Below are 17,041 nucleotides of genomic sequence, written 5' to 3'. Positions count from 1 at the left end.
TTTAACCGATTGAACTATTGTTTCAACACATACGCCGAGGCGCGTTTGTGACCGAATTCGTCGGCTTCCAGATACACGCCTTGGATTTCCGGTTCGAAGCCCGGCAGCTCGTTGATACCTTGTTCCAGCGCTAAGAAGTAATCCAACACGGCACCGTCCCACACTTCGCCCGGGACGATACACAACACGCCCGGCGGGTATGGCAATGCGCCTTCGGCGGCGGTGCGCCCGCGAATTTCAGACAGCGGCACCAATTCCACTTGGTTGCGGATAAAGGCGTTGTGGCATTCGTCAGGGGTGATGTGCATTTTCGGCCAAGCGTCACGCAGGAACATTTGCTGTTGCAGTTCGTTTAAGCGGTGTTTGGCGTAGAAATCGTGCAGTTTTTGGCACAGATCTTTAATCCGCATTTTGCCGTATTGCGGATAGGCTTTTGCCAAGGTCGGCAGCATATCGATCACCGGCGTGTTGTCTTGAATATGCTCTTCAAAACGGGCGATATTGGCGACCAAATGTTGGAATTTCGCCATGGTTTCCGCCGGGGTTAATAAGAACAAAATCGAGTTCAAGTCGGCTTTTTCCGGAATCACCGAACGTTCGCGCAGGAAATGCGCCAAAATCGTTGCCGGGATACCGAACTCTTCATATTCGCCGGTTTCCATATTGATCCCCGGCGTGGTGAGTAACAATTTGCACGGGTCGATAAAATACTGCTCTTCGGCATAACCGTCGAAATCGTGCCAGCGTGCGTCTTTGGCGAATTGGAAGAAGCGGATATTGTTGGCAATATCTTCGGTTTTATGGTTTTCCCATGATTTGCCGTCCACCATCGGCGGCACGAACGGACGAATCAATTTACAGGTTTTCAGCAACATTTTGCGCACTTCCACGCTGCTGAGCACGCATTCCTGCCACATCCGTTTTCCGGCTTTGCCGGCGTGCATTTTGGCATTGACATCGAGCGAGGCGAACAGCGGATAGAACGGGCTGGTCGAGGCGTGCATCATAAAGGCGTTGTTGAACCGTTTATGGTTGCAATACCGCGTTTGCAGGCGGATATGGTTGTCTTTTTTATGGATTTGCGAAGCCTGCGAAAAACCGGCTTGCTGTTTATGCACCGATTGGGTCACCAAAATGCCCGGGTCGTTTTCGTTCAGTTCTAATAATAGCGGCGAACAATCACGCATCATCGGAATAAATTGTTCGTAACCGACCCACGCCGAGTCAAACAGAATGTAATCGCACAGATGTCCGATACGATCAACCACTTGGCGCGCGTTATAAATCGTGCCGTCGTAAGTGCCTAACTGAATTACCGCTAAACGGAACGGACGTTTGTCGTTGGCACGTTCCGGCGCGACTTTGGCGATTTGCGCGCGGATATCGGCTTCTTCAAAACAGTGTGACGGAATGCCGCCGATAAAGCCGTAGGCGTTGCGGGTGGTTTCCATATACACCGGTGTTGCGCCGCTGATGGTCAATGCGCCTTGGTGCACCGATTTATGGTTGTTGCGGTCAAACAGCACCAAATCGCCTTTCGTGACTAGTGCGCCGATTGCCACTTTGTTGGCGGACGAGGTACCGTTGAGGACGAAATAGGTTTTGTCGGCGTTAAACACCCGTGCCGCATGGGCTTGCGCTTGGAAAGCCGGGCCTTCGTGGATCAGCAAATCGCCCAAACGCACATCGGCATTACAGGAATCGGCGCGGAACAGGGTTTCGCCGAAATAGAGATAGAAGCGGCGACCGGACGGGTGTTTGCGGAAAAATTGTCCGCCTTGGTGTCCCGGACAGTCAAAGGCGGCGTTGCCGTAGTCGGTGTATTCTTTCAAGGCTTGGAAAAACGGCGGGTCAAGGGTGTCGATATAATCGGCGGCGGCGGCGTTGATCAACTGCCCGTTGTAGTATTTTTGGTCTTCCGCCAGCTCGATCACGCCGTACAGCTCGGTCAGCCACTTGTCCGGCACGGTTTCGCCGTATTCAATCGCGGCGAAAATCGGAATGGCAAACCCCAAACGTTCCAGCTCTTCCCACACTTCGGGCAGATCGTTAATCGTGGTTACCACGGCACAGACATTGGTGAAATCGGTCATATCAATGTCCATAATTTTGTAGTCAGACAAAAAGGCGAATTCTGTGCCTTGACTGGCGGCAATTTTCATCGGCGTTTTCCTATCGGCAGACGAGTAATAAAAAGTGAAAAGTGCGGTGCTTTTCGTATCAATTTTGCAACGGCAAAACCCGCGCAAACGATAACAAATTTAGTCGGGGAGGGAAAGCCTGCAACGTGAAAAAAGCGGCAAAGTGCGGTATAAGAAATAATCAAATTATTTTACGGAAAGTGCTTGCAATCTGTGCGCTGATTCTATAGAATCTGCGGACTTTCGTAAGAGAGTCGTTTGGTGTAATCATTTATCAAACGAGTGACAGCCTGAGGTTGTTGCTGACAATGTTCCCGATAGGGGAGCTAAAATAGGCTTAATCGCACTTCATTTTCACGTTTATGCAGTAGGGAAATTGAGGTGTCGGTTTTTTGTTATCTAATTTTTAGAATGGAGCTCTGGTCTCATGCAGAACCAAAGAATCCGTATCCGTTTGAAAGCGTTTGATCATCGTTTGATCGATCAATCCACTGCGGAAATCGTAGAAACAGCTAAGCGCACAGGTGCTCAAGTTCGTGGTCCAATTCCATTACCGACCCGTAAAGAGCGTTTCACCGTATTGATTTCTCCGCACGTCAACAAAGACGCGCGTGACCAATACGAGATTCGTACTCATAAACGTTTGGTCGATATCGTTGAACCAACGGAGAAAACTGTTGACGCGCTTATGCGTTTAGATCTGGCTGCCGGCGTTGACGTGCAGATCAGCCTAGGTTAATTAGGGAATTATTTAAGAGGTTAATACAATGATTGGTTTAATCGGTCGTAAAGTTGGTATGACTCGCGTCTTCACAGAAGCCGGTGTGTCTATTCCAGTTACCGTAATCGAAATCGAAGCCAACCGTGTGACTCAAGTGAAAACCCTTGAAACAGATGGCTATTCTGCAGTTCAGGTTACTACTGGCTCTAAAAAAGCAAGTCGTGTAACTAAGCCAGAAGCAGGTCATTTCGTTAAAGCAGGTGTTGAAGCTGGTCGCGGTTTATGGGAATTCCGTACCGAAGGTGAAGAGTTCGCTTTGGGGCAGGAAATTAATGTTGATGTCTTCGCAGACGTTAAAAAAGTTGACGTAACAGGTACTTCTAAAGGTAAAGGTTTCGCCGGTACAGTAAAACGCTGGAACTTCCGTACTCAAGATGCTACCCACGGTAACTCTTTGTCTCACCGTGTTCCGGGATCTATTGGTCAAAACCAAACTCCGGGCCGTGTATTCAAAGGTAAAAAAATGGCAGGTCACTTAGGTGCTGAGCGTGTAACCGTTCAATCCCTGGAAGTGGTTCGCGTTGATGCTGAACGTAAATTATTATTGGTCAAAGGTGCCGTTCCAGGCGCGACCGGTAGTGATTTAATTGTTAAACCCGCTGTTAAAGCTAAAGCATAAGTCTAGGAGATAGGAATGGAATTAGTAACTAAAGATGCACAAAGTGCATTGACTGTTTCTGAAACTACCTTCGGACGTGAGTTTAACGAAGCGTTGGTACACCAAGTTGTTGTTGCTTATGCAGCAGGTGCTCGCCAAGGTACTCGTGCACAAAAAACTCGTGCTGAAGTAGCAGGTTCAGGCAAAAAACCATGGCGTCAAAAAGGTACGGGCCGTGCGCGTTCCGGTAACGTGAAAAGCCCTATCTGGCGTTCAGGTGGTGTGACATTTGCGGCTAAGCCACAAGATCACAGCCAAAAAGTGAACAAAAAAATGTATCGCGGTGCAATTAAGAGCATTCTTTCCGAATTGGTTCGTCAAGATCGTTTGATCGTGGTTGAAAAATTCGAAGTTGCCGCCCCGAAAACAAAAGTGTTGGTTCAAAAATTAAAAGAGATGGCACTGGAAGATGTGCTGATCATTACAGCGGCTTTAGATGAAAATCTCTTCTTGGCTGCACGCAACCTTTACAAAGTAGATGTGCGTGACGTTCAAGCGATTGATCCGGTAAGTCTGATTGCTTTCGAGAAAGTCGTTGTTACCGCTGAAGCTGTTAAGCAAATTGAGGAGATGTTAGCATGATTCTAGAAGAACGTTTGCTGAAAGTGCTGAAAGCACCTCACGTCTCTGAAAAAGCGACTAATAACGCTGAACAGTCAAATACGATTGTTTTCAAAGTAGCGAAAGACGCAAACAAAGTGGAAATTGCCAACGCAGTTGAAAACTTGTTTGAAGTGAAAGTCGATTCTGTCCGTACAGTGGTTGTTAAAGGTAAAACCAAACGTCACGGTGCGAAAACAGGTCGTCGTAGCGACTGGAAAAAAGCGTATGTAACCTTGCAAGAAGGCCAAAATTTGGACTTTCTTGACAGTGCAGAGTAATCAGAGGAGTAGAAAATAATGGCTATCGTTAAATGTAAGCCGACCTCCGCTGGTCGTCGTCACGTAGTTAAAATCGTTAACCCTGATCTACATAAGGGTAAACCTTATGCGCCACTTTTAGATACCAAATCTAAAACCGGTGGTCGTAACAACTTCGGACGTATCACTACCCGTCATATCGGTGGTGGTCACAAACAACATTACCGTATCGTGGACTTCAAACGTAACAAGTTAGATGTACCTGCGGTTGTTGAGCGTCTGGAATATGATCCGAATCGTTCTGCAAACATCGCATTGGTGTTATATAAAGACGGTGAACGCCGTTATATCTTAGCACCGAAAGGTTTGTCAGCAGGCGATCAAATCCAAGCGGGAACCCAAGCGCCAATTAAAGTGGGCAACGCATTACCAATGCGTAATATTCCGGTTGGTACAACTGTGCATAACGTAGAATTAAAACCGGGCAAAGGCGGTCAAATCGCCCGTTCTGCCGGTGCGTATGTGCAAATCATTGCTCGTGAAGGTAACTATGTAACTCTGCGTCTTCGTTCAGGCGAAATGCGTAAAGTGTTATCTGAATGTCAGGCAACTATCGGTGAAGTCGGAAACTCCGAGCACATGCTGCGCGTACTGGGTAAAGCCGGTGCGAACCGCTGGCGTGGTGTTCGCCCAACCGTTCGCGGTACGGCGATGAACCCGGTAGATCACCCTCATGGTGGTGGTGAAGGTCGTAACTTTGGTAAACACCCGGTAACACCTTGGGGCGTTCAAACCAAAGGTAAGAAAACTCGCCACAACAAACGTACTGATAAATATATCGTACGTCGCCGTGGTAAATAATTTTAATTAATAAAGAGGATAAGCCATGCCACGTTCTCTCAAGAAGGGTCCATTTATTGACCTACACTTGCTGAAGAAGGTAGAGAAAGCGGTGGAAAGCGGGGATAAAAAACCAATTAAAACTTGGTCCCGTCGTTCAATGATCATTCCATCAATGATCGGATTGACCATCGCCGTCCATAATGGTCGTCAGCACGTTCCTGTTTTTGTGTCCGATGAAATGATCGGCCACAAATTGGGTGAATTTGCCCCGACTCGTACTTACCGCGGTCATGCCGCTGATAAGAAAGCTAAGTAAGGAAGGAAGTAAAAGATGGAAACTATTGCAAAACATCGTTTCGCTCGCACTTCAGCTCAAAAAGCTCGCTTAGTTGCTGATTTAATTCGCGGTAAAAATGTTGCTCAAGCTCTGGAAATTTTGACTTTCACTAACAAAAAAGCTGCGGCTTTAGTGAAAAAAGTTTTAGAGTCTGCAATTGCGAACGCAGAGCACAATGACGGTGCAGATATCGATGATCTTAAAGTTGCTAAAATCTTCGTTGACGAAGGTCCAAGCATGAAGCGTGTGATGCCACGCGCTAAAGGTCGCGCAGATCGTATTTTAAAACGTACAAGCCACATCACTGTGGTTGTGTCTGACAAGTAGGAGAATAACAATGGGTCAAAAAGTACATCCTAATGGTATTCGCCTAGGAATTGTTAAACCTTGGAGTTCAACCTGGTTTGCGAATACAAAAGATTTCGCTGACAACTTGGAAGGCGATTTCAAAGTACGTAAATTCTTGAACAAAGAATTAGCTAACGCTTCTGTTGCCCGTATCGACATCGAGCGTCCGGCGAAGAGCATTCGTGTGACCATTCACACCGCTCGTCCGGGTATCGTTATCGGTAAAAAAGGCGAAGATGTTGAAAAATTGCGTAACAAACTGGCTGAAATCACTGGTGTGCCTGCGCAAATCAACATCACCGAAGTGAAAAAACCCGAACTGGATGCGCGTTTAGTCGCCGAAAGCATTGCTTCACAATTAGAGCGCCGTGTTATGTTCCGTCGTGCAATGAAAAAAGCCGTACAGAACGCAATGCGCTTAGGTGCTCAAGGGATCAAAGTTGAAGTAAGCGGTCGTTTGGGTGGTGCAGAGATTGCACGTTCTGAATGGTATCGTGAAGGTCGCGTGCCTTTGCATACATTACGTGCAGACATCGATTATAACACAGCGGAAGCTCATACCACTTACGGCGTTATCGGCGTAAAAGTATGGATTTTCAAAGGTGAGATTCTTGGTGGAATGGCTGCAGTTATGCAATCAGAACAACAACCTGAAGCGCAGCCGAAAAAAGCGCGCAAAGGTCGTAAGTAAGGAGATTGAATAAATGTTGCAACCAAAACGTACAAAATTCCGTAAAGTCCACAAAGGTCGTAACCGTGGCTTAGCGGCAGGTACCGACGTCAGTTTCGGTACATTCGGTCTGAAAGCAGTTGGTCGTGGTCGTTTGACCGCACGTCAAATCGAAGCGGCTCGCCGTGCGATGACCCGTGCTGTTAAACGTCAGGGTAAAATCTGGATTCGTGTATTCCCGGATAAACCAATTACTGAAAAACCATTGGAAGTCCGTATGGGTAAAGGTAAAGGTAACGTTGAGTACTGGGTAGCCTTAATCCAACCGGGTAAAGTGCTATATGAAATGGACGGTGTGTCTGAAGAAATCGCAAGAGAAGCCTTTGCATTAGCAGCGGCGAAATTGCCAATCAAGACCACATTCGTAACTAAAACGGTGATGTAATGAAAGCTCAAGAACTACGTACAAAAACTGTTGAAGAGCTGAATGCTGAATTGGTTAACTTGTTAGGTGAGCAATTCAAATTGCGTATGCAAGCAGCCACCGGTCAGCTTCAACAAACCCATCAGTTAAAACAAGTGCGCCGTAGTATTGCGCAAGTTAAAACTGTTCTAACCGAAAAGGCGGGTGAGTAATGACTGATAAAATTCGTACAGTGCAAGGTCGTGTTGTCAGTGACAAGATGGATAAATCTTTCACTATCGCAATCGAACGTATGGTTAAACATCCGCTTTATGGGAAGTTTATCCGTCGTACCACCAAATTGCACGTCCACGACGAAGCTAACGACGCTAACGTTGGTGATTTAGTAGAAATTCGCGAATGTCGCCCAATTTCTAAAACCAAATCATGGACTTTAGTTCGTGTGATTGAAAAAGCAGTAATCTAATTATTGTTTTGAATCCAAAATAGAAAACCGCACTTTCAAAGTGCGGTTTTTTATTGCCGTTTCTCCTGCCGCATAAGCCGATAAATCTTGGCGATAACACGAAAATCCAGTTGCTTTCCTTTTGACCGTTTGATACAATCCGCACCCTGTTTGCATTGGGTAAACAGGTTCGTCCCGAAAGGGTTTATTTTGATTTTAGCGGAGCACTAATATGATCCAAGAACAGACTATGCTGGACGTTGCTGATAATTCAGGCGCTCGCAGCGTAATGTGTATCAAGGTTCTAGGTGGCTCACACCGTCGTTACGCTGGTATTGGCGACATCATCAAAATTACTGTGAAAGAAGCAATTCCTCGCGGTAAAGTAAAAAAAGGTGATGTATTAAAGGCGGTTGTTGTGCGCACCAAGAAGGGTGTACGTCGCCCAGATGGTGCAGTTATTCGCTTCGATGGTAATGCCTGTGTTATTTTAAACAATAATACCGAGCAACCAATCGGTACACGTATTTTCGGACCAGTGACTCGTGAACTTCGCTCAGAGAAGTTTATGAAAATCATTTCATTGGCCCCGGAAGTAGTGTAAGGAGAGTGTCATGGCTGCAAAAATCCGTCAAAACGATGAAGTAATCATGCTAACCGGAAGCGCTGAAAAGGGCAAAGGCAAGCGTGGTAAAGTAACAAAAGTTATGCCTAACGGTAAAGTGATCGTTGAAGGTTTAAACATGGTTTCCAAACATGAGAAACCGGTTCCGGCTTTAGGTAAAGCCGGTGGCATTGTGAAGAAAGAAGCGGCAATCGACGTTTCTAACGTAGCAATCTACAACCCTACAACGAACAAAGCTGACCGCGTAGGATTCCGGTTTGAAGATGGCAAAAAAGTCCGTTTCTTCAAATCTACTGGTGAAACAATTAAATAATACTGGAGTATAGCGATGGCGAAACTGCATGATTATTACAGAGATACAGTAGTAAGCGAATTGAAAAATAAATTCGGCTACAAATCTGTCATGCAAGTCCCACGAGTCGAAAAGATAACCCTGAATATGGGTGTGGGTGAAGCTCTGACCGATAAAAAACTGTTAGATAACGCGGTAGCGAATCTGGCGGCAATCAGCGGTCAAAAACCTTTAATCACTAAAGCACGCAAATCCGTTGCAGGCTTTAAGATTCGTCAGGGATATCCAATCGGCTGCAAAGTGACCCTACGTGGCGAACGTATGTGGGAATTCTTTGAACGATTGATTTATATTGCGGTTCCTCGTGTCCGTGATTTCCGTGGTTTAAACGCGAAATCATTTGACGGCCGTGGAAACTACAGCATGGGTGTGCGTGAGCAAATCATCTTCCCTGAAATCGATTACGATAAAGTGGATCGTGTTCGTGGTTTGGATATTACTATCACAACGACTGCGAAGACAGATGAAGAAGGTCAAGCATTACTGGCTGCCTTTAACTTCCCATTCCGTAAATAAGGCAGGTTACAAATGGCTAAAGTATCAATGAAAATGCGCGATTTAAAGCGCGCTAAATTGGCTGAAAAATTCTATGCTCAACGTATCGAGCTGAAAGCAATTATTTCAGACGCAAATGCCTCCGACGAAGATCGTTGGAACGCGGTGTTGAAGTTACAAGCTTTACCACGCGATTCCAGCCCGTCTCGTCAGCGTAATCGTTGCCGCCAAACCGGTCGTCCGCACGGTGTGTTGCGTAAGTTCGGTTTGAGCCGTATTAAGGTCCGTGAAGCTGCTATGCGCGGTGAGATCCCGGGTCTTAAGAAAGCAAGCTGGTAATCAACCACTTTATTTTGGAATCATGGGAGTAAAGACACATGAGCATGCAAGATCCAATCGCAGATATGCTGACCCGTATTCGTAACGGTCAGTCTGCGAACAAAATCGCGGTCAATATGCCTTCGTCCAAGCTAAAAGTGGCTATCGCCAATGTGCTTGCAGAAGAAGGTTATGTTGAAAGCGTGAAAATTTCCGAAGGTGCTAAACCTGAACTGGAAATCACTTTGAAATATTTCCAAGGCAAACCTGTTGTAGAAAGTATCCAACGTATCAGCCGTCCCGGTCTGCGTATCTATAAACGTAAAGACGAGTTACCAAGTGTAATGGGTGGGTTAGGTATCGCTGTCGTTTCTACATCTAAAGGTGTGATGACTGACCGTGCCGCGCGTAAAGCCGGTTTAGGCGGTGAGATCATCTGTTACGTAGCTTAATAGAGAGGTAGGAAGATGTCTCGTGTTGCTAAAGCACCCGTTAATATTCCTGCCGGCGTTGAGGTAAAACTTAACGGCCAGCTATTAACGGTAAAAGGTAAGAATGGTGAGTTATCTCGTACCATTCACAATGAAGTTGAAGTTAAACAAGAAGATGGTGCGTTGACTTTTGTTCCTCGTAACGAAGGCAAAAGCGCAAATGCACAATCCGGTACAACTCGCGCGCTTGTTAACGCAATGGTTATCGGTGTTACTGAAGGCTTCACTAAGAAGTTAAGATTGGTGGGTGTAGGTTACAGAGCTCAAATTAAAGGCAACAGCATTGCTTTAAGTTTAGGTTTCTCTCACCCGGTTGAGCACGCATTGCCGGCAGGTATCAAAGCGGAATGCCCGTCACAAACTGAAATCGTTTTGACCGGTGCAGACAAACAGCTTATTGGTCAAGTTGCAGCAGACATTCGTGCTTATCGCCGTCCTGAGCCTTACAAAGGCAAAGGGGTACGTTATGATGATGAAGTCGTACGTACCAAAGAGGCTAAGAAAAAATAATAAGGTAACACTATGGATAAGAAATTGGCTCGTATCCGTCGTGCAACTCGCGCACGTCATGCGATGAGAGAACAAGGAGTAACCCGTTTGGTTATTCACCGCACTCCTCGTCACATTTATGCGCAAGTTATTGCACCTAACGGTTCAGAAGTACTTGCCGCTGCTTCAACTGTTGAAAAAGTCATTAGTGAGCAAGTGAAATACACCGGTAATAAAGATGCTGCTGCAGTAGTAGGTAAAGCTGTTGCTGAAAGAGCGTTGGCTAAAGGCGTACAATCCGTTGCCTTTGACCGTTCCGGTTTTAAATATCATGGTCGTGTGCAAGCATTGGCCGATGCGGCTCGTGAAGCTGGTCTACAGTTCTAATAGAGGAATTTGAGATGTCAAACATCGAAAAACAAGCTGGTGAACTGCAAGAGAAGCTAATCGCGGTAAACCGTGTATCTAAAACAGTTAAAGGTGGTCGTATTTTCAGCTTCGCTGCATTGACAGTGGTAGGTGATGGTAACGGTCGCGTAGGTTTTGGTTACGGTAAAGCCCGTGAAGTTCCGGCAGCGATCCAAAAAGCGATGGAAAAAGCCCGTCGCAATATGGTTAATGTAGCGATTACAGAAGGTACTTTACAGCACCCTGTCAAGGGCGCTCACACTGGTTCACGCGTATTTATGCAACCAGCCAGTGAAGGTACCGGGATTATCGCAGGCGGTGCGATGCGTGCAGTATTAGAAGTTGCTGGCGTGCGTAACGTATTGTCTAAAGCATACGGTTCAACCAACCCAATTAACGTTGTCCGTGCAACTATTGATGCATTGGCAAATATGAAATCACCAGAAATGGTTGCTGCGAAACGCAGTAAAACCGTTGATGAAATTTTGGGGTAATTGATCATGGCAAAAACTATCAAAGTAACACAAACCCGTAGCTCAATCGGTCGTTTACCGAAACACAAAGCTACGCTTCGTGGTCTTGGTCTTCGCCGTATCAACCACACAGTCGAGTTAATCGATACGCCGGCTGTCCGTGGGATGATCAACCAAGTTTCATACATGGTTAAAGTAGAGGAGTAAGAGAATGCGTTTAAATACTCTGTCTCCGGCTGATGGAGCTAAAAAAAGTGCTAAACGTCTTGGACGTGGTATTGGTTCCGGTTTAGGTAAAACAGGTGGTCGCGGTCACAAAGGACAAAAATCCCGTAACAACGGTGGTGGCGTTCGTCGTGGCTTCGAAGGTGGTCAAATGCCTTTATACCGTCGTTTACCGAAATTCGGTTTCACTTCACAAAAAGCACTGGTTTCGGCTGAAATTCGTTTGAATGATTTAGCGAAAGTAGACGGCGAAGTGACCTTAGAGTCATTGAAAGCCGCGAATATTATTTCAAATAATATTCAATTCGCTAAAGTTATTCTTGCCGGTGAAGTTAAAAGTGCGGTAGTTGTACGCGGTTTGCGTGTAACTCAAGGTGCTAAAGCAGCAATCGAAGCTGCTGGCGGCTCAGTTGAGGAATAATTAATCAATGGCAAAACAACCAGGTTATCAAGCAAAAAGTACCCAAGGGGGTACAGGTGAACTGAAAAGAAGATTACTGTTTCTGTTAGGCGCATTAATCGTATTTCGCATAGGTTCATTTATTCCGGTTCCTGGTATTGATGCCGCTGTATTAGCTCAGTTGATCAATCAACAACAAGGTACCATCATCGACATGTTTAACATGTTCTCAGGTGGTGCCTTGAGCCGTGCTTCAGTCTTTGCGTTAGGGATCATGCCGTATATCTCGGCATCGATCATTATCCAGTTATTAACTGCGGTACATCCTGCGCTGGCAGAATTGAAGAAAGAAGGGGAAGCCGGTCGTCGTAAAATCAGCAAATACACACGTTATTCAACGTTGGTATTGGCAACGATTCAGGCGATTGGTATTTCTACCGGCTTGCCGAGTATGATTCCGGGATTAGTTCCAAACCTTGGTTTGGGCTTTTATATCACTGCGGTCGTGAGTTTGGTCACCGGCACCATGTTCCTGATGTGGTTGGGCGAACAAATTACCGAACGGGGAATCGGAAATGGGATTTCTTTAATTATCTTTGCAGGTATTGTCGCCGGATTGCCTTCTGCCATTGGTCAAACCATTGAGCAGGCGCGCCAAGGACAAATGAATGTACTGGTATTATTGTTGATTGCAGTTATTGTCTTTGCTGTGACTTATTTTGTTATCTTCGTAGAAAGAGGACAAAGAAGAATCGTCGTAAACTATGCCAAACGCCAACAAGGCCGTCATATGTTAGCGGCGCAAAGTTCGCACTTACCGCTTAAAGTCAATATGGCAGGGGTTATCCCGGCTATTTTTGCTTCAAGTATCATTTTGTTCCCGGCCACGCTAACCCAGTGGTTCGGACAAGGTGCTAACATGGAGTGGTTGTCGAATTTATCGTTGTTGCTAGCGCCGGGCGAGCCGATTTATTTGGTGCTGTATGCGGTGGCAATTATTTTCTTCAGTTTCTTCTACACGGCAATGCAATATAATCCACGAGATACTGCGGATAATCTGAAAAGATCCGGTGCATTTATTCCGGGTATTAGACCAGGTGAACAAACGTCGCGTTATATTGACAAGATCATGACTCGTTTGACTTTGATTGGCGCATTATATATTACGTTTGTTTGTTTAGTGCCTTATATTATGACCTCCGCTTGGAACGTCCAGTTCTACTTCGGTGGAACCTCACTTCTCATCGTGGTTGTGGTAATTATGGATTTCATCGCACAGGTTCAAAGTCACTTGATGTCGACGCAATATGAATCTGCGCTGAAGAAAGCAAACCTTAAAGGGTTCGGGCAGTAATCGCCCATAAGACAAAAGGGAAAAGCAATGAAAGTTCGTGCTTCCGTAAAAAAAATGTGTCGTAACTGCAAAGTGATCAAGCGTGACGGTATCGTTCGTGTGATTTGCAGTGATCCGCGTCACAAGCAACGTCAAGGTTAATCTCTAATTTTCCTTGCAAAGAATAAGCTGGGCAGTTATACTGCTCAGCTCATTTCGTCCTTGATATACTGTTTGAGTATCCTGAAACGGGCTTTTCAAGATCAGTATATCAATTAACTTTAAATAAATAGGAGTGCATAGTGGCCCGTATTGCAGGCATTAACATTCCTGATCACAAACATGCTGTAATTGCGTTAACTGCAATCTACGGAATCGGTAAAACCCGTTCAAAAGCCATCTGTGCTTCTGCCGGTATTGCCGAAGATGTAAAGATCAGAGAATTGTCTGAAGAGCAGATCGATATTCTGCGTGACGAAGTTGGTAAATTTACCGTTGAAGGTGATTTGCGTCGTGAAGTAACTTTGAACATCAAACGTCTGTTAGACTTAGGATGTTACCGTGGTTTACGTCATCGTCGTAGTTTGCCAGTACATGGTCAACGTACTAAAACAAATGCGCGTACCCGTAAGGGTCCTCGTAAGCCGATCAAGAAATAATCGGGGTAAATGATAATGGCTAAAACACCAGTTCGTGCACGTAAGCGTGTAAAAAAACAAGTCGTAGATGGCGTGGCACATATCCATGCATCTTTCAATAACACAATCGTTACCATTACAGACCGTCAAGGTAATGCTTTAGCATGGGCTACAGCAGGTGGTTCAGGTTTCCGTGGTTCGCGTAAATCTACCCCGTTCGCTGCACAGGTTGCTGCTGAGCGTTGCGCCGAGATCGTAAAAGAATTCGGTTTGAAAAATTTGGAAGTTATGGTTAAGGGCCCGGGCCCTGGTCGTGAATCAACAATTCGTGCGTTGAATGCTGCGGGTTTCCGTATCACCAACATTACTGATGTGACTCCGATTCCACATAACGGTTGTCGTCCACCGAAAAAACGTCGTGTTTAATGGCGTTATAGGATAGTTGGAGAAAGAAAATGGCAAGATATTTGGGTCCTAAACTCAAGCTAAGCCGTCGTGAAGGTACTGACTTATTCCTTAAGTCCGGTGTCCGCGCGATTGAATCAAAATGTAAATTAGATACCGCACCTGGTCAACACGGTGCTCGTAAAGCGCGTTTATCCGATTACGGTAGTCAATTACGTGAGAAGCAAAAGGTTCGCCGTATGTACGGTATCTTAGAGCGTCAATTCCGTAATTACTACAAAGAAGCTAACCGCTTAAAAGGTAATACCGGTGAAAACTTGTTGGTATTATTGGAAGGTCGTTTGGATAACGTTGTTTACCGTATGGGATTTGCGGCAACGCGTGCTGAAGCTCGCCAATTAGTGAGTCACAAAGCAGTTGTTGTGAATGGTCGTGTGGTTAATATTCCATCGTTCCAAGTTTCTGTTGAAGATGTCGTTGCTATTCGTGAAAAATCGAAAAAACAAGCACGTATTAAAGCATCATTAGAATTAGCAGAGCAAAGAGAAAAACCAACATGGTTGGAAGTTGATGCTGCTAAAATGGAAGGCGTATTCAAACGTATTCCTGAACGTTCTGATTTATCAGCAGACATTAACGAACATCTGATCGTTGAGCTTTATTCTAAATAATAGAGCTTAGAAGCAAAGAGAGGATAAAATGCAGGGTTCTGTGACAGAATTTTTAAAGCCACATTTAGTCGATATCGAGCAATTAAGCCCGACGCACGCTAAAGTGACCTTAGAACCGTTAGAACGTGGTTTCGGCCACACATTAGGTAATGCGTTACGTCGTATTCTGTTGTCATCTATGCCGGGTTGCGGCGTAACTGAAGTGGAAATCGACGGTGTGTTACATGAGTACAGCAGTAAAGAAGGCGTTCAAGAAGATATTCTAGAAGTGCTTCTGAACTTAAAAGGTCTAGCGGTTAAAGTACAGAATAAGGACGATGTGTTCCTGACGCTGAGCAAATCTGGAATCGGACCTGTTGTTGCTGGCGATATCACCCATGATGGAGATGTTGAGATTGTTAATCCGGAACATGTGATTTGTCATTTGACTGATGCCAATGCATCAATTAATATGCGCATTCGCGTGCAGCGTGGTCGCGGCTATGTGCCTGCCTCTGCGCGCAAACATGTTCAAGACGAAGATCGTCCGATTGGTCGCCTATTGGTTGACGCTTGTTACAGCCCGGTAGATCGCATTTCTTATAATGTTGAAGCTGCCCGTGTTGAACAGCGTACCGATTTGGATAAATTGGTTATCGAAATGGAAACCAACGGCACTATCGATCCGGAAGAAGCGATTCGTCGTGCAGCGACAATTCTAGCAGAGCAACTTGATGCATTCGTTGATTTGCGTGATATTCGTCAACCTGAAATTAAAGAAGAAAAACCGGAGTTCGATCCGATTCTTCTGCGTCCGGTGGACGATTTAGAGTTGACAGTTCGTTCTGCTAACTGTTTGAAAGCAGAAACAATTCACTATATCGGTGATTTAGTCCAACGCACTGAAGTGGAGCTGTTGAAAACCCCTAATCTTGGTAAGAAATCACTTACTGAAATTAAGGACGTGTTGGCTTCACGCGGACTATCACTGGGTATGCGCCTTGAAAATTGGCCTCCGGCAAGTATTGCTGAAGACTAATTTCGGTATGGATTAAGATTTTTCTGAGAAGGATAAGGTCATGCGCCATCGCAAGAGTGGTCGTCAACTAAACCGTAATAGCAGCCATCGCCAAGCGATGTTCCGTAATATGGCAGGTTCTTTAGTTCGTCATGAAATCATCAAGACGACTTTGCCTAAAGCGAAAGAATTACGTCGTGTAGTTGAACCGTTAATTACTTTAGCTAAAGCAGACAGCGTTGCAAACCGCCGTTTAGCTTTTGCTCGTACTCGCGACAACGAAATCGTTGCGAAATTATTTAATGAATTAGGTCCACGTTTTGCTCAACGTGCCGGTGGTTACACCCGCATTTTGAAATGTGGTTTCCGTGCAGGCGACAACGCGCCAATGGCTTACATTGAGTTGGTTGATCGTCCGGAAGTAGCGACTGAAGAAGCCGCTGCGGAATAATCATTATAAAAAATAAAAAGCTCACCGATTGGTGAGCTTTTTTGTTTTCTGCCTATATGAAACCGAAATGAAGGTTAGCGATCATCAACGCCTTGCAATAAGTATTCTCCATCCAGCGTAGCAAGGCTGCGGAAACCCACATTGACAACTTGATAACTCGTTTTATGAGCAAGTGCGGTATAGTCAAAGTTTTCATGGTGGTGTCCGTGAAAAATTTTTTTAACCCCCATTTTTTCGGCTAGCGCATTAAGCACTTGAAAACCCGACGGATGTGGTTTAGGGGCTTCATGGCAAATTAGAATATCCGCTTGTTGTTGCTCCAACTGCTCAATATCCGATAAAAAAATCGACGTGCGGTGGCGCAACGGTAAGCCGCCCTGCCAAATTTTATCCGATGGGCAATATTGGCAAAAATGGATCGGATCGAAGAACAGCGGTTTATTCGGCGGCATCCAGATCTGCCCGCGGAATACGCCGCCTAAACCGGCAATTTTTTGTCCTTGAATTTCGACTACCCGCCCGTGCAAATTGCGTTCTTTCCACGTGGTTCCCCATAAGGCTTGAAATGCGGCAACGGTTTTACTGTCGTGATTGCCGTGGATAAACCATAAATCGCAATGCTCCGATAGCCGTTCTAAGACAGCACCGTCGCTTAATTGCAGATCGCCTAAAATCACGAGGGCAACGTCCTGCTCTTGTTGCTGCAAAAAAGGGAAAAGATGTTCAAAACTGCCGTGCGGATCCCCGGCGAATAACAACATGG

The 17,041-nt window shown here is 45.5% G+C and carries 30 protein-coding genes; 28 read left to right on the top strand and 2 right to left on the bottom strand.

Annotated elements, in window-relative coordinates; translation table 11 throughout:
- Positions 1-14: 14 nt before the first annotated feature.
- Positions 15-2,162 carry an ornithine decarboxylase gene (gene speC, locus ACWA5Z_RS02440; RefSeq protein ID WP_431053740.1) on the bottom strand — a complete coding sequence of 716 codons (2,148 nt, stop codon included), beginning with the start codon at positions 2,160-2,162 and terminating at the stop codon, positions 15-17.
- Between the two features lie 406 nt (positions 2,163-2,568).
- On the opposite strand from speC, the gene rpsJ reads away from it, so the two are divergent.
- The 28 genes from rpsJ to rplQ all read left to right on the top strand — a co-directional run bounded on the left by rpsJ (position 2,569) and on the right by rplQ (position 16,278).
- Positions 2,569-2,880: a 30S ribosomal protein S10 gene (gene rpsJ / locus ACWA5Z_RS02435; RefSeq protein WP_001181005.1), complete on the top strand. Its 312-nt coding sequence runs from the start codon at positions 2,569-2,571 to the stop codon at positions 2,878-2,880.
- 28 nt (positions 2,881-2,908) lie between these two features.
- Positions 2,909-3,541 carry a 50S ribosomal protein L3 gene (gene rplC, locus ACWA5Z_RS02430; RefSeq protein WP_431053739.1) on the top strand — a complete coding sequence of 211 codons (633 nt, stop codon included), beginning with the start codon at positions 2,909-2,911 and terminating at the stop codon, positions 3,539-3,541.
- A 15-nt stretch (positions 3,542-3,556) separates the two neighbouring features.
- Complete coding sequence (gene rplD / locus ACWA5Z_RS02425) at positions 3,557-4,162, top strand: 50S ribosomal protein L4 (protein WP_431053738.1); 606 nt, start codon at positions 3,557-3,559, stop codon at positions 4,160-4,162.
- Complete coding sequence (gene rplW / locus ACWA5Z_RS02420; protein ID WP_431053737.1) at positions 4,159-4,461, top strand: 50S ribosomal protein L23; 303 nt, start codon at positions 4,159-4,161, stop codon at positions 4,459-4,461. Before rplD ends, rplW begins: the two co-directional genes overlap by 4 nt.
- Positions 4,462-4,479: 18 nt before the next feature.
- On the top strand, positions 4,480-5,301 hold the full coding sequence (gene rplB / locus ACWA5Z_RS02415) for a 50S ribosomal protein L2 (protein WP_431053736.1): 822 nt from the start codon (positions 4,480-4,482) through the stop codon (positions 5,299-5,301).
- A 25-nt stretch (positions 5,302-5,326) separates the two neighbouring features.
- On the top strand, positions 5,327-5,599 hold the full coding sequence (rpsS, locus tag ACWA5Z_RS02410; RefSeq protein ID WP_034615154.1) for a 30S ribosomal protein S19: 273 nt from the start codon (positions 5,327-5,329) through the stop codon (positions 5,597-5,599).
- Positions 5,600-5,614: 15 nt separating this feature from the next.
- Entirely contained in the window at positions 5,615-5,947 is a 333-nt protein-coding gene (gene rplV / locus ACWA5Z_RS02405) for a 50S ribosomal protein L22 (protein ID WP_034615150.1), read from the top strand.
- A 10-nt stretch (positions 5,948-5,957) separates the two neighbouring features.
- Entirely contained in the window at positions 5,958-6,659 is a 702-nt protein-coding gene (rpsC, locus tag ACWA5Z_RS02400; RefSeq protein ID WP_431053735.1) for a 30S ribosomal protein S3, read from the top strand.
- A gap of 13 nt (positions 6,660-6,672) precedes the next feature.
- Positions 6,673-7,083 (top strand): 50S ribosomal protein L16, encoded by a 411-nt coding sequence (gene rplP / locus ACWA5Z_RS02395; RefSeq protein WP_034615144.1) that lies wholly within the window; start codon positions 6,673-6,675, stop codon positions 7,081-7,083.
- Entirely contained in the window at positions 7,083-7,274 is a 192-nt protein-coding gene (rpmC, locus tag ACWA5Z_RS02390; RefSeq protein ID WP_017805230.1) for a 50S ribosomal protein L29, read from the top strand. Before rplP ends, rpmC begins: the two co-directional genes overlap by 1 nt.
- Complete coding sequence (rpsQ, locus tag ACWA5Z_RS02385) at positions 7,274-7,528, top strand: 30S ribosomal protein S17 (RefSeq protein WP_431053734.1); 255 nt, start codon at positions 7,274-7,276, stop codon at positions 7,526-7,528. Before rpmC ends, rpsQ begins: the two co-directional genes overlap by 1 nt.
- 211 nt (positions 7,529-7,739) lie before the next feature.
- The gene (rplN, locus tag ACWA5Z_RS02380) at positions 7,740-8,111 is read left to right on the top strand and encodes a 50S ribosomal protein L14 (RefSeq protein WP_034615134.1); all 372 of its coding nucleotides are present in this window, start codon (positions 7,740-7,742) and stop codon (positions 8,109-8,111) included.
- 10 nt (positions 8,112-8,121) lie between these two features.
- Positions 8,122-8,445: a 50S ribosomal protein L24 gene (gene rplX, locus ACWA5Z_RS02375; RefSeq protein ID WP_431053733.1), complete on the top strand. Its 324-nt coding sequence runs from the start codon at positions 8,122-8,124 to the stop codon at positions 8,443-8,445.
- Between the two features lie 15 nt (positions 8,446-8,460).
- Complete coding sequence (gene rplE / locus ACWA5Z_RS02370; RefSeq protein ID WP_431053732.1) at positions 8,461-9,000, top strand: 50S ribosomal protein L5; 540 nt, start codon at positions 8,461-8,463, stop codon at positions 8,998-9,000.
- A 12-nt stretch (positions 9,001-9,012) separates the two neighbouring features.
- The gene (rpsN, locus tag ACWA5Z_RS02365) at positions 9,013-9,318 is read left to right on the top strand and encodes a 30S ribosomal protein S14 (protein WP_431053731.1); all 306 of its coding nucleotides are present in this window, start codon (positions 9,013-9,015) and stop codon (positions 9,316-9,318) included.
- A 38-nt stretch (positions 9,319-9,356) separates the two neighbouring features.
- Positions 9,357-9,749: a 30S ribosomal protein S8 gene (rpsH, locus tag ACWA5Z_RS02360; protein ID WP_431053730.1), complete on the top strand. Its 393-nt coding sequence runs from the start codon at positions 9,357-9,359 to the stop codon at positions 9,747-9,749.
- Between the two features lie 15 nt (positions 9,750-9,764).
- Positions 9,765-10,298: a 50S ribosomal protein L6 gene (rplF, locus tag ACWA5Z_RS02355; protein WP_431053729.1), complete on the top strand. Its 534-nt coding sequence runs from the start codon at positions 9,765-9,767 to the stop codon at positions 10,296-10,298.
- A gap of 12 nt (positions 10,299-10,310) precedes the next feature.
- Positions 10,311-10,664, top strand: a complete 354-nt coding sequence (gene rplR / locus ACWA5Z_RS02350) for a 50S ribosomal protein L18 (RefSeq protein ID WP_431053728.1) — start codon at positions 10,311-10,313, stop codon at positions 10,662-10,664.
- Positions 10,665-10,678: 14 nt separating this feature from the next.
- Positions 10,679-11,179, top strand: coding sequence for a 30S ribosomal protein S5 (gene rpsE / locus ACWA5Z_RS02345; protein ID WP_431053727.1), 501 nt, complete (start codon positions 10,679-10,681; stop codon positions 11,177-11,179).
- A 6-nt stretch (positions 11,180-11,185) separates the two neighbouring features.
- Complete coding sequence (rpmD, locus tag ACWA5Z_RS02340; protein WP_084257858.1) at positions 11,186-11,365, top strand: 50S ribosomal protein L30; 180 nt, start codon at positions 11,186-11,188, stop codon at positions 11,363-11,365.
- A gap of 4 nt (positions 11,366-11,369) precedes the next feature.
- Positions 11,370-11,804 carry a 50S ribosomal protein L15 gene (gene rplO, locus ACWA5Z_RS02335; RefSeq protein WP_431053726.1) on the top strand — a complete coding sequence of 145 codons (435 nt, stop codon included), beginning with the start codon at positions 11,370-11,372 and terminating at the stop codon, positions 11,802-11,804.
- 7 nt (positions 11,805-11,811) lie between these two features.
- Positions 11,812-13,137 (top strand): preprotein translocase subunit SecY, encoded by a 1,326-nt coding sequence (secY, locus tag ACWA5Z_RS02330; RefSeq protein WP_431053725.1) that lies wholly within the window; start codon positions 11,812-11,814, stop codon positions 13,135-13,137.
- Positions 13,138-13,164: 27 nt separating this feature from the next.
- Positions 13,165-13,278: a 50S ribosomal protein L36 gene (gene rpmJ / locus ACWA5Z_RS02325; RefSeq protein WP_084589884.1), complete on the top strand. Its 114-nt coding sequence runs from the start codon at positions 13,165-13,167 to the stop codon at positions 13,276-13,278.
- A 140-nt stretch (positions 13,279-13,418) separates the two neighbouring features.
- A complete protein-coding gene (gene rpsM / locus ACWA5Z_RS02320) occupies positions 13,419-13,775 on the top strand; it encodes a 30S ribosomal protein S13 (RefSeq protein ID WP_431053724.1) in 357 nt (118 codons plus the stop codon).
- Between the two features lie 15 nt (positions 13,776-13,790).
- A complete protein-coding gene (gene rpsK / locus ACWA5Z_RS02315) occupies positions 13,791-14,180 on the top strand; it encodes a 30S ribosomal protein S11 (RefSeq protein WP_005543603.1) in 390 nt (129 codons plus the stop codon).
- A gap of 29 nt (positions 14,181-14,209) precedes the next feature.
- Positions 14,210-14,830: a 30S ribosomal protein S4 gene (gene rpsD / locus ACWA5Z_RS02310; protein ID WP_431053723.1), complete on the top strand. Its 621-nt coding sequence runs from the start codon at positions 14,210-14,212 to the stop codon at positions 14,828-14,830.
- Positions 14,831-14,858: 28 nt separating this feature from the next.
- Positions 14,859-15,848: a DNA-directed RNA polymerase subunit alpha gene (locus tag ACWA5Z_RS02305; RefSeq protein ID WP_431053722.1), complete on the top strand. Its 990-nt coding sequence runs from the start codon at positions 14,859-14,861 to the stop codon at positions 15,846-15,848.
- A 40-nt stretch (positions 15,849-15,888) separates the two neighbouring features.
- Positions 15,889-16,278, top strand: coding sequence for a 50S ribosomal protein L17 (rplQ, locus tag ACWA5Z_RS02300; protein ID WP_431053721.1), 390 nt, complete (start codon positions 15,889-15,891; stop codon positions 16,276-16,278).
- Positions 16,279-16,352: 74 nt separating this feature from the next.
- Here the strand turns inward: rplQ and ACWA5Z_RS02295 are convergent, their stop codons facing one another.
- Positions 16,353-17,039 carry a metallophosphoesterase family protein gene (locus ACWA5Z_RS02295; protein WP_431053720.1) on the bottom strand — a complete coding sequence of 229 codons (687 nt, stop codon included), beginning with the start codon at positions 17,037-17,039 and terminating at the stop codon, positions 16,353-16,355.
- Positions 17,040-17,041 lie beyond the last annotated feature (2 nt).

It is taken from the genome of Testudinibacter sp. P80/BLE/0925, from assembly GCF_053570785.1.
The sequence above is the reverse complement of the archived record's forward strand: the minus strand, read 5'-3'. Positions and strand labels throughout refer to the sequence as shown.

Excerpts from the sequence above, each read along its gene's own strand:
- rplC (WP_431053739.1), top strand. The coding sequence starts at position 2,909 with ATGATTGGTTTAATCGGTCGTAAAGTTGGTATGACTCGCGTCTTCACA.
- rplE (WP_431053732.1), top strand. The coding sequence starts at position 8,461 with ATGGCGAAACTGCATGATTATTACAGAGATACAGTAGTAAGCGAATTG.
- secY (WP_431053725.1), top strand. The coding sequence starts at position 11,812 with ATGGCAAAACAACCAGGTTATCAAGCAAAAAGTACCCAAGGGGGTACA.
- rpsC (WP_431053735.1), top strand. The coding sequence starts at position 5,958 with ATGGGTCAAAAAGTACATCCTAATGGTATTCGCCTAGGAATTGTTAAA.
- rplW (WP_431053737.1), top strand. The coding sequence starts at position 4,159 with ATGATTCTAGAAGAACGTTTGCTGAAAGTGCTGAAAGCACCTCACGTC.
- rplV (WP_034615150.1), top strand. The coding sequence starts at position 5,615 with ATGGAAACTATTGCAAAACATCGTTTCGCTCGCACTTCAGCTCAAAAA.
- rplD (WP_431053738.1), top strand. The coding sequence starts at position 3,557 with ATGGAATTAGTAACTAAAGATGCACAAAGTGCATTGACTGTTTCTGAA.
- rplX (WP_431053733.1), top strand. The coding sequence starts at position 8,122 with ATGGCTGCAAAAATCCGTCAAAACGATGAAGTAATCATGCTAACCGGA.
- rpsD (WP_431053723.1), top strand. The coding sequence starts at position 14,210 with ATGGCAAGATATTTGGGTCCTAAACTCAAGCTAAGCCGTCGTGAAGGT.
- rplO (WP_431053726.1), top strand. The coding sequence starts at position 11,370 with ATGCGTTTAAATACTCTGTCTCCGGCTGATGGAGCTAAAAAAAGTGCT.
- ACWA5Z_RS02305 (WP_431053722.1), top strand. The coding sequence starts at position 14,859 with ATGCAGGGTTCTGTGACAGAATTTTTAAAGCCACATTTAGTCGATATC.
- rpsS (WP_034615154.1), top strand. The coding sequence starts at position 5,327 with ATGCCACGTTCTCTCAAGAAGGGTCCATTTATTGACCTACACTTGCTG.
- rplR (WP_431053728.1), top strand. The coding sequence starts at position 10,311 with ATGGATAAGAAATTGGCTCGTATCCGTCGTGCAACTCGCGCACGTCAT.
- rpsE (WP_431053727.1), top strand. The coding sequence starts at position 10,679 with ATGTCAAACATCGAAAAACAAGCTGGTGAACTGCAAGAGAAGCTAATC.
- rpmC (WP_017805230.1), top strand. The coding sequence starts at position 7,083 with ATGAAAGCTCAAGAACTACGTACAAAAACTGTTGAAGAGCTGAATGCT.
- rpsN (WP_431053731.1), top strand. The coding sequence starts at position 9,013 with ATGGCTAAAGTATCAATGAAAATGCGCGATTTAAAGCGCGCTAAATTG.
- rplF (WP_431053729.1), top strand. The coding sequence starts at position 9,765 with ATGTCTCGTGTTGCTAAAGCACCCGTTAATATTCCTGCCGGCGTTGAG.
- rpsH (WP_431053730.1), top strand. The coding sequence starts at position 9,357 with ATGAGCATGCAAGATCCAATCGCAGATATGCTGACCCGTATTCGTAAC.
- rpsK (WP_005543603.1), top strand. The coding sequence starts at position 13,791 with ATGGCTAAAACACCAGTTCGTGCACGTAAGCGTGTAAAAAAACAAGTC.
- rpmJ (WP_084589884.1), top strand. The coding sequence starts at position 13,165 with ATGAAAGTTCGTGCTTCCGTAAAAAAAATGTGTCGTAACTGCAAAGTG.
- rplQ (WP_431053721.1), top strand. The coding sequence starts at position 15,889 with ATGCGCCATCGCAAGAGTGGTCGTCAACTAAACCGTAATAGCAGCCAT.
- rplP (WP_034615144.1), top strand. The coding sequence starts at position 6,673 with ATGTTGCAACCAAAACGTACAAAATTCCGTAAAGTCCACAAAGGTCGT.
- rpsQ (WP_431053734.1), top strand. The coding sequence starts at position 7,274 with ATGACTGATAAAATTCGTACAGTGCAAGGTCGTGTTGTCAGTGACAAG.
- rplN (WP_034615134.1), top strand. The coding sequence starts at position 7,740 with ATGATCCAAGAACAGACTATGCTGGACGTTGCTGATAATTCAGGCGCT.
- ACWA5Z_RS02295 (WP_431053720.1), bottom strand. The coding sequence starts at position 17,039 with ATGTTGTTATTCGCCGGGGATCCGCACGGCAGTTTTGAACATCTTTTC.
- rpmD (WP_084257858.1), top strand. The coding sequence starts at position 11,186 with ATGGCAAAAACTATCAAAGTAACACAAACCCGTAGCTCAATCGGTCGT.
- rpsJ (WP_001181005.1), top strand. The coding sequence starts at position 2,569 with ATGCAGAACCAAAGAATCCGTATCCGTTTGAAAGCGTTTGATCATCGT.
- rplB (WP_431053736.1), top strand. The coding sequence starts at position 4,480 with ATGGCTATCGTTAAATGTAAGCCGACCTCCGCTGGTCGTCGTCACGTA.
- speC (WP_431053740.1), bottom strand. The coding sequence starts at position 2,162 with ATGAAAATTGCCGCCAGTCAAGGCACAGAATTCGCCTTTTTGTCTGAC.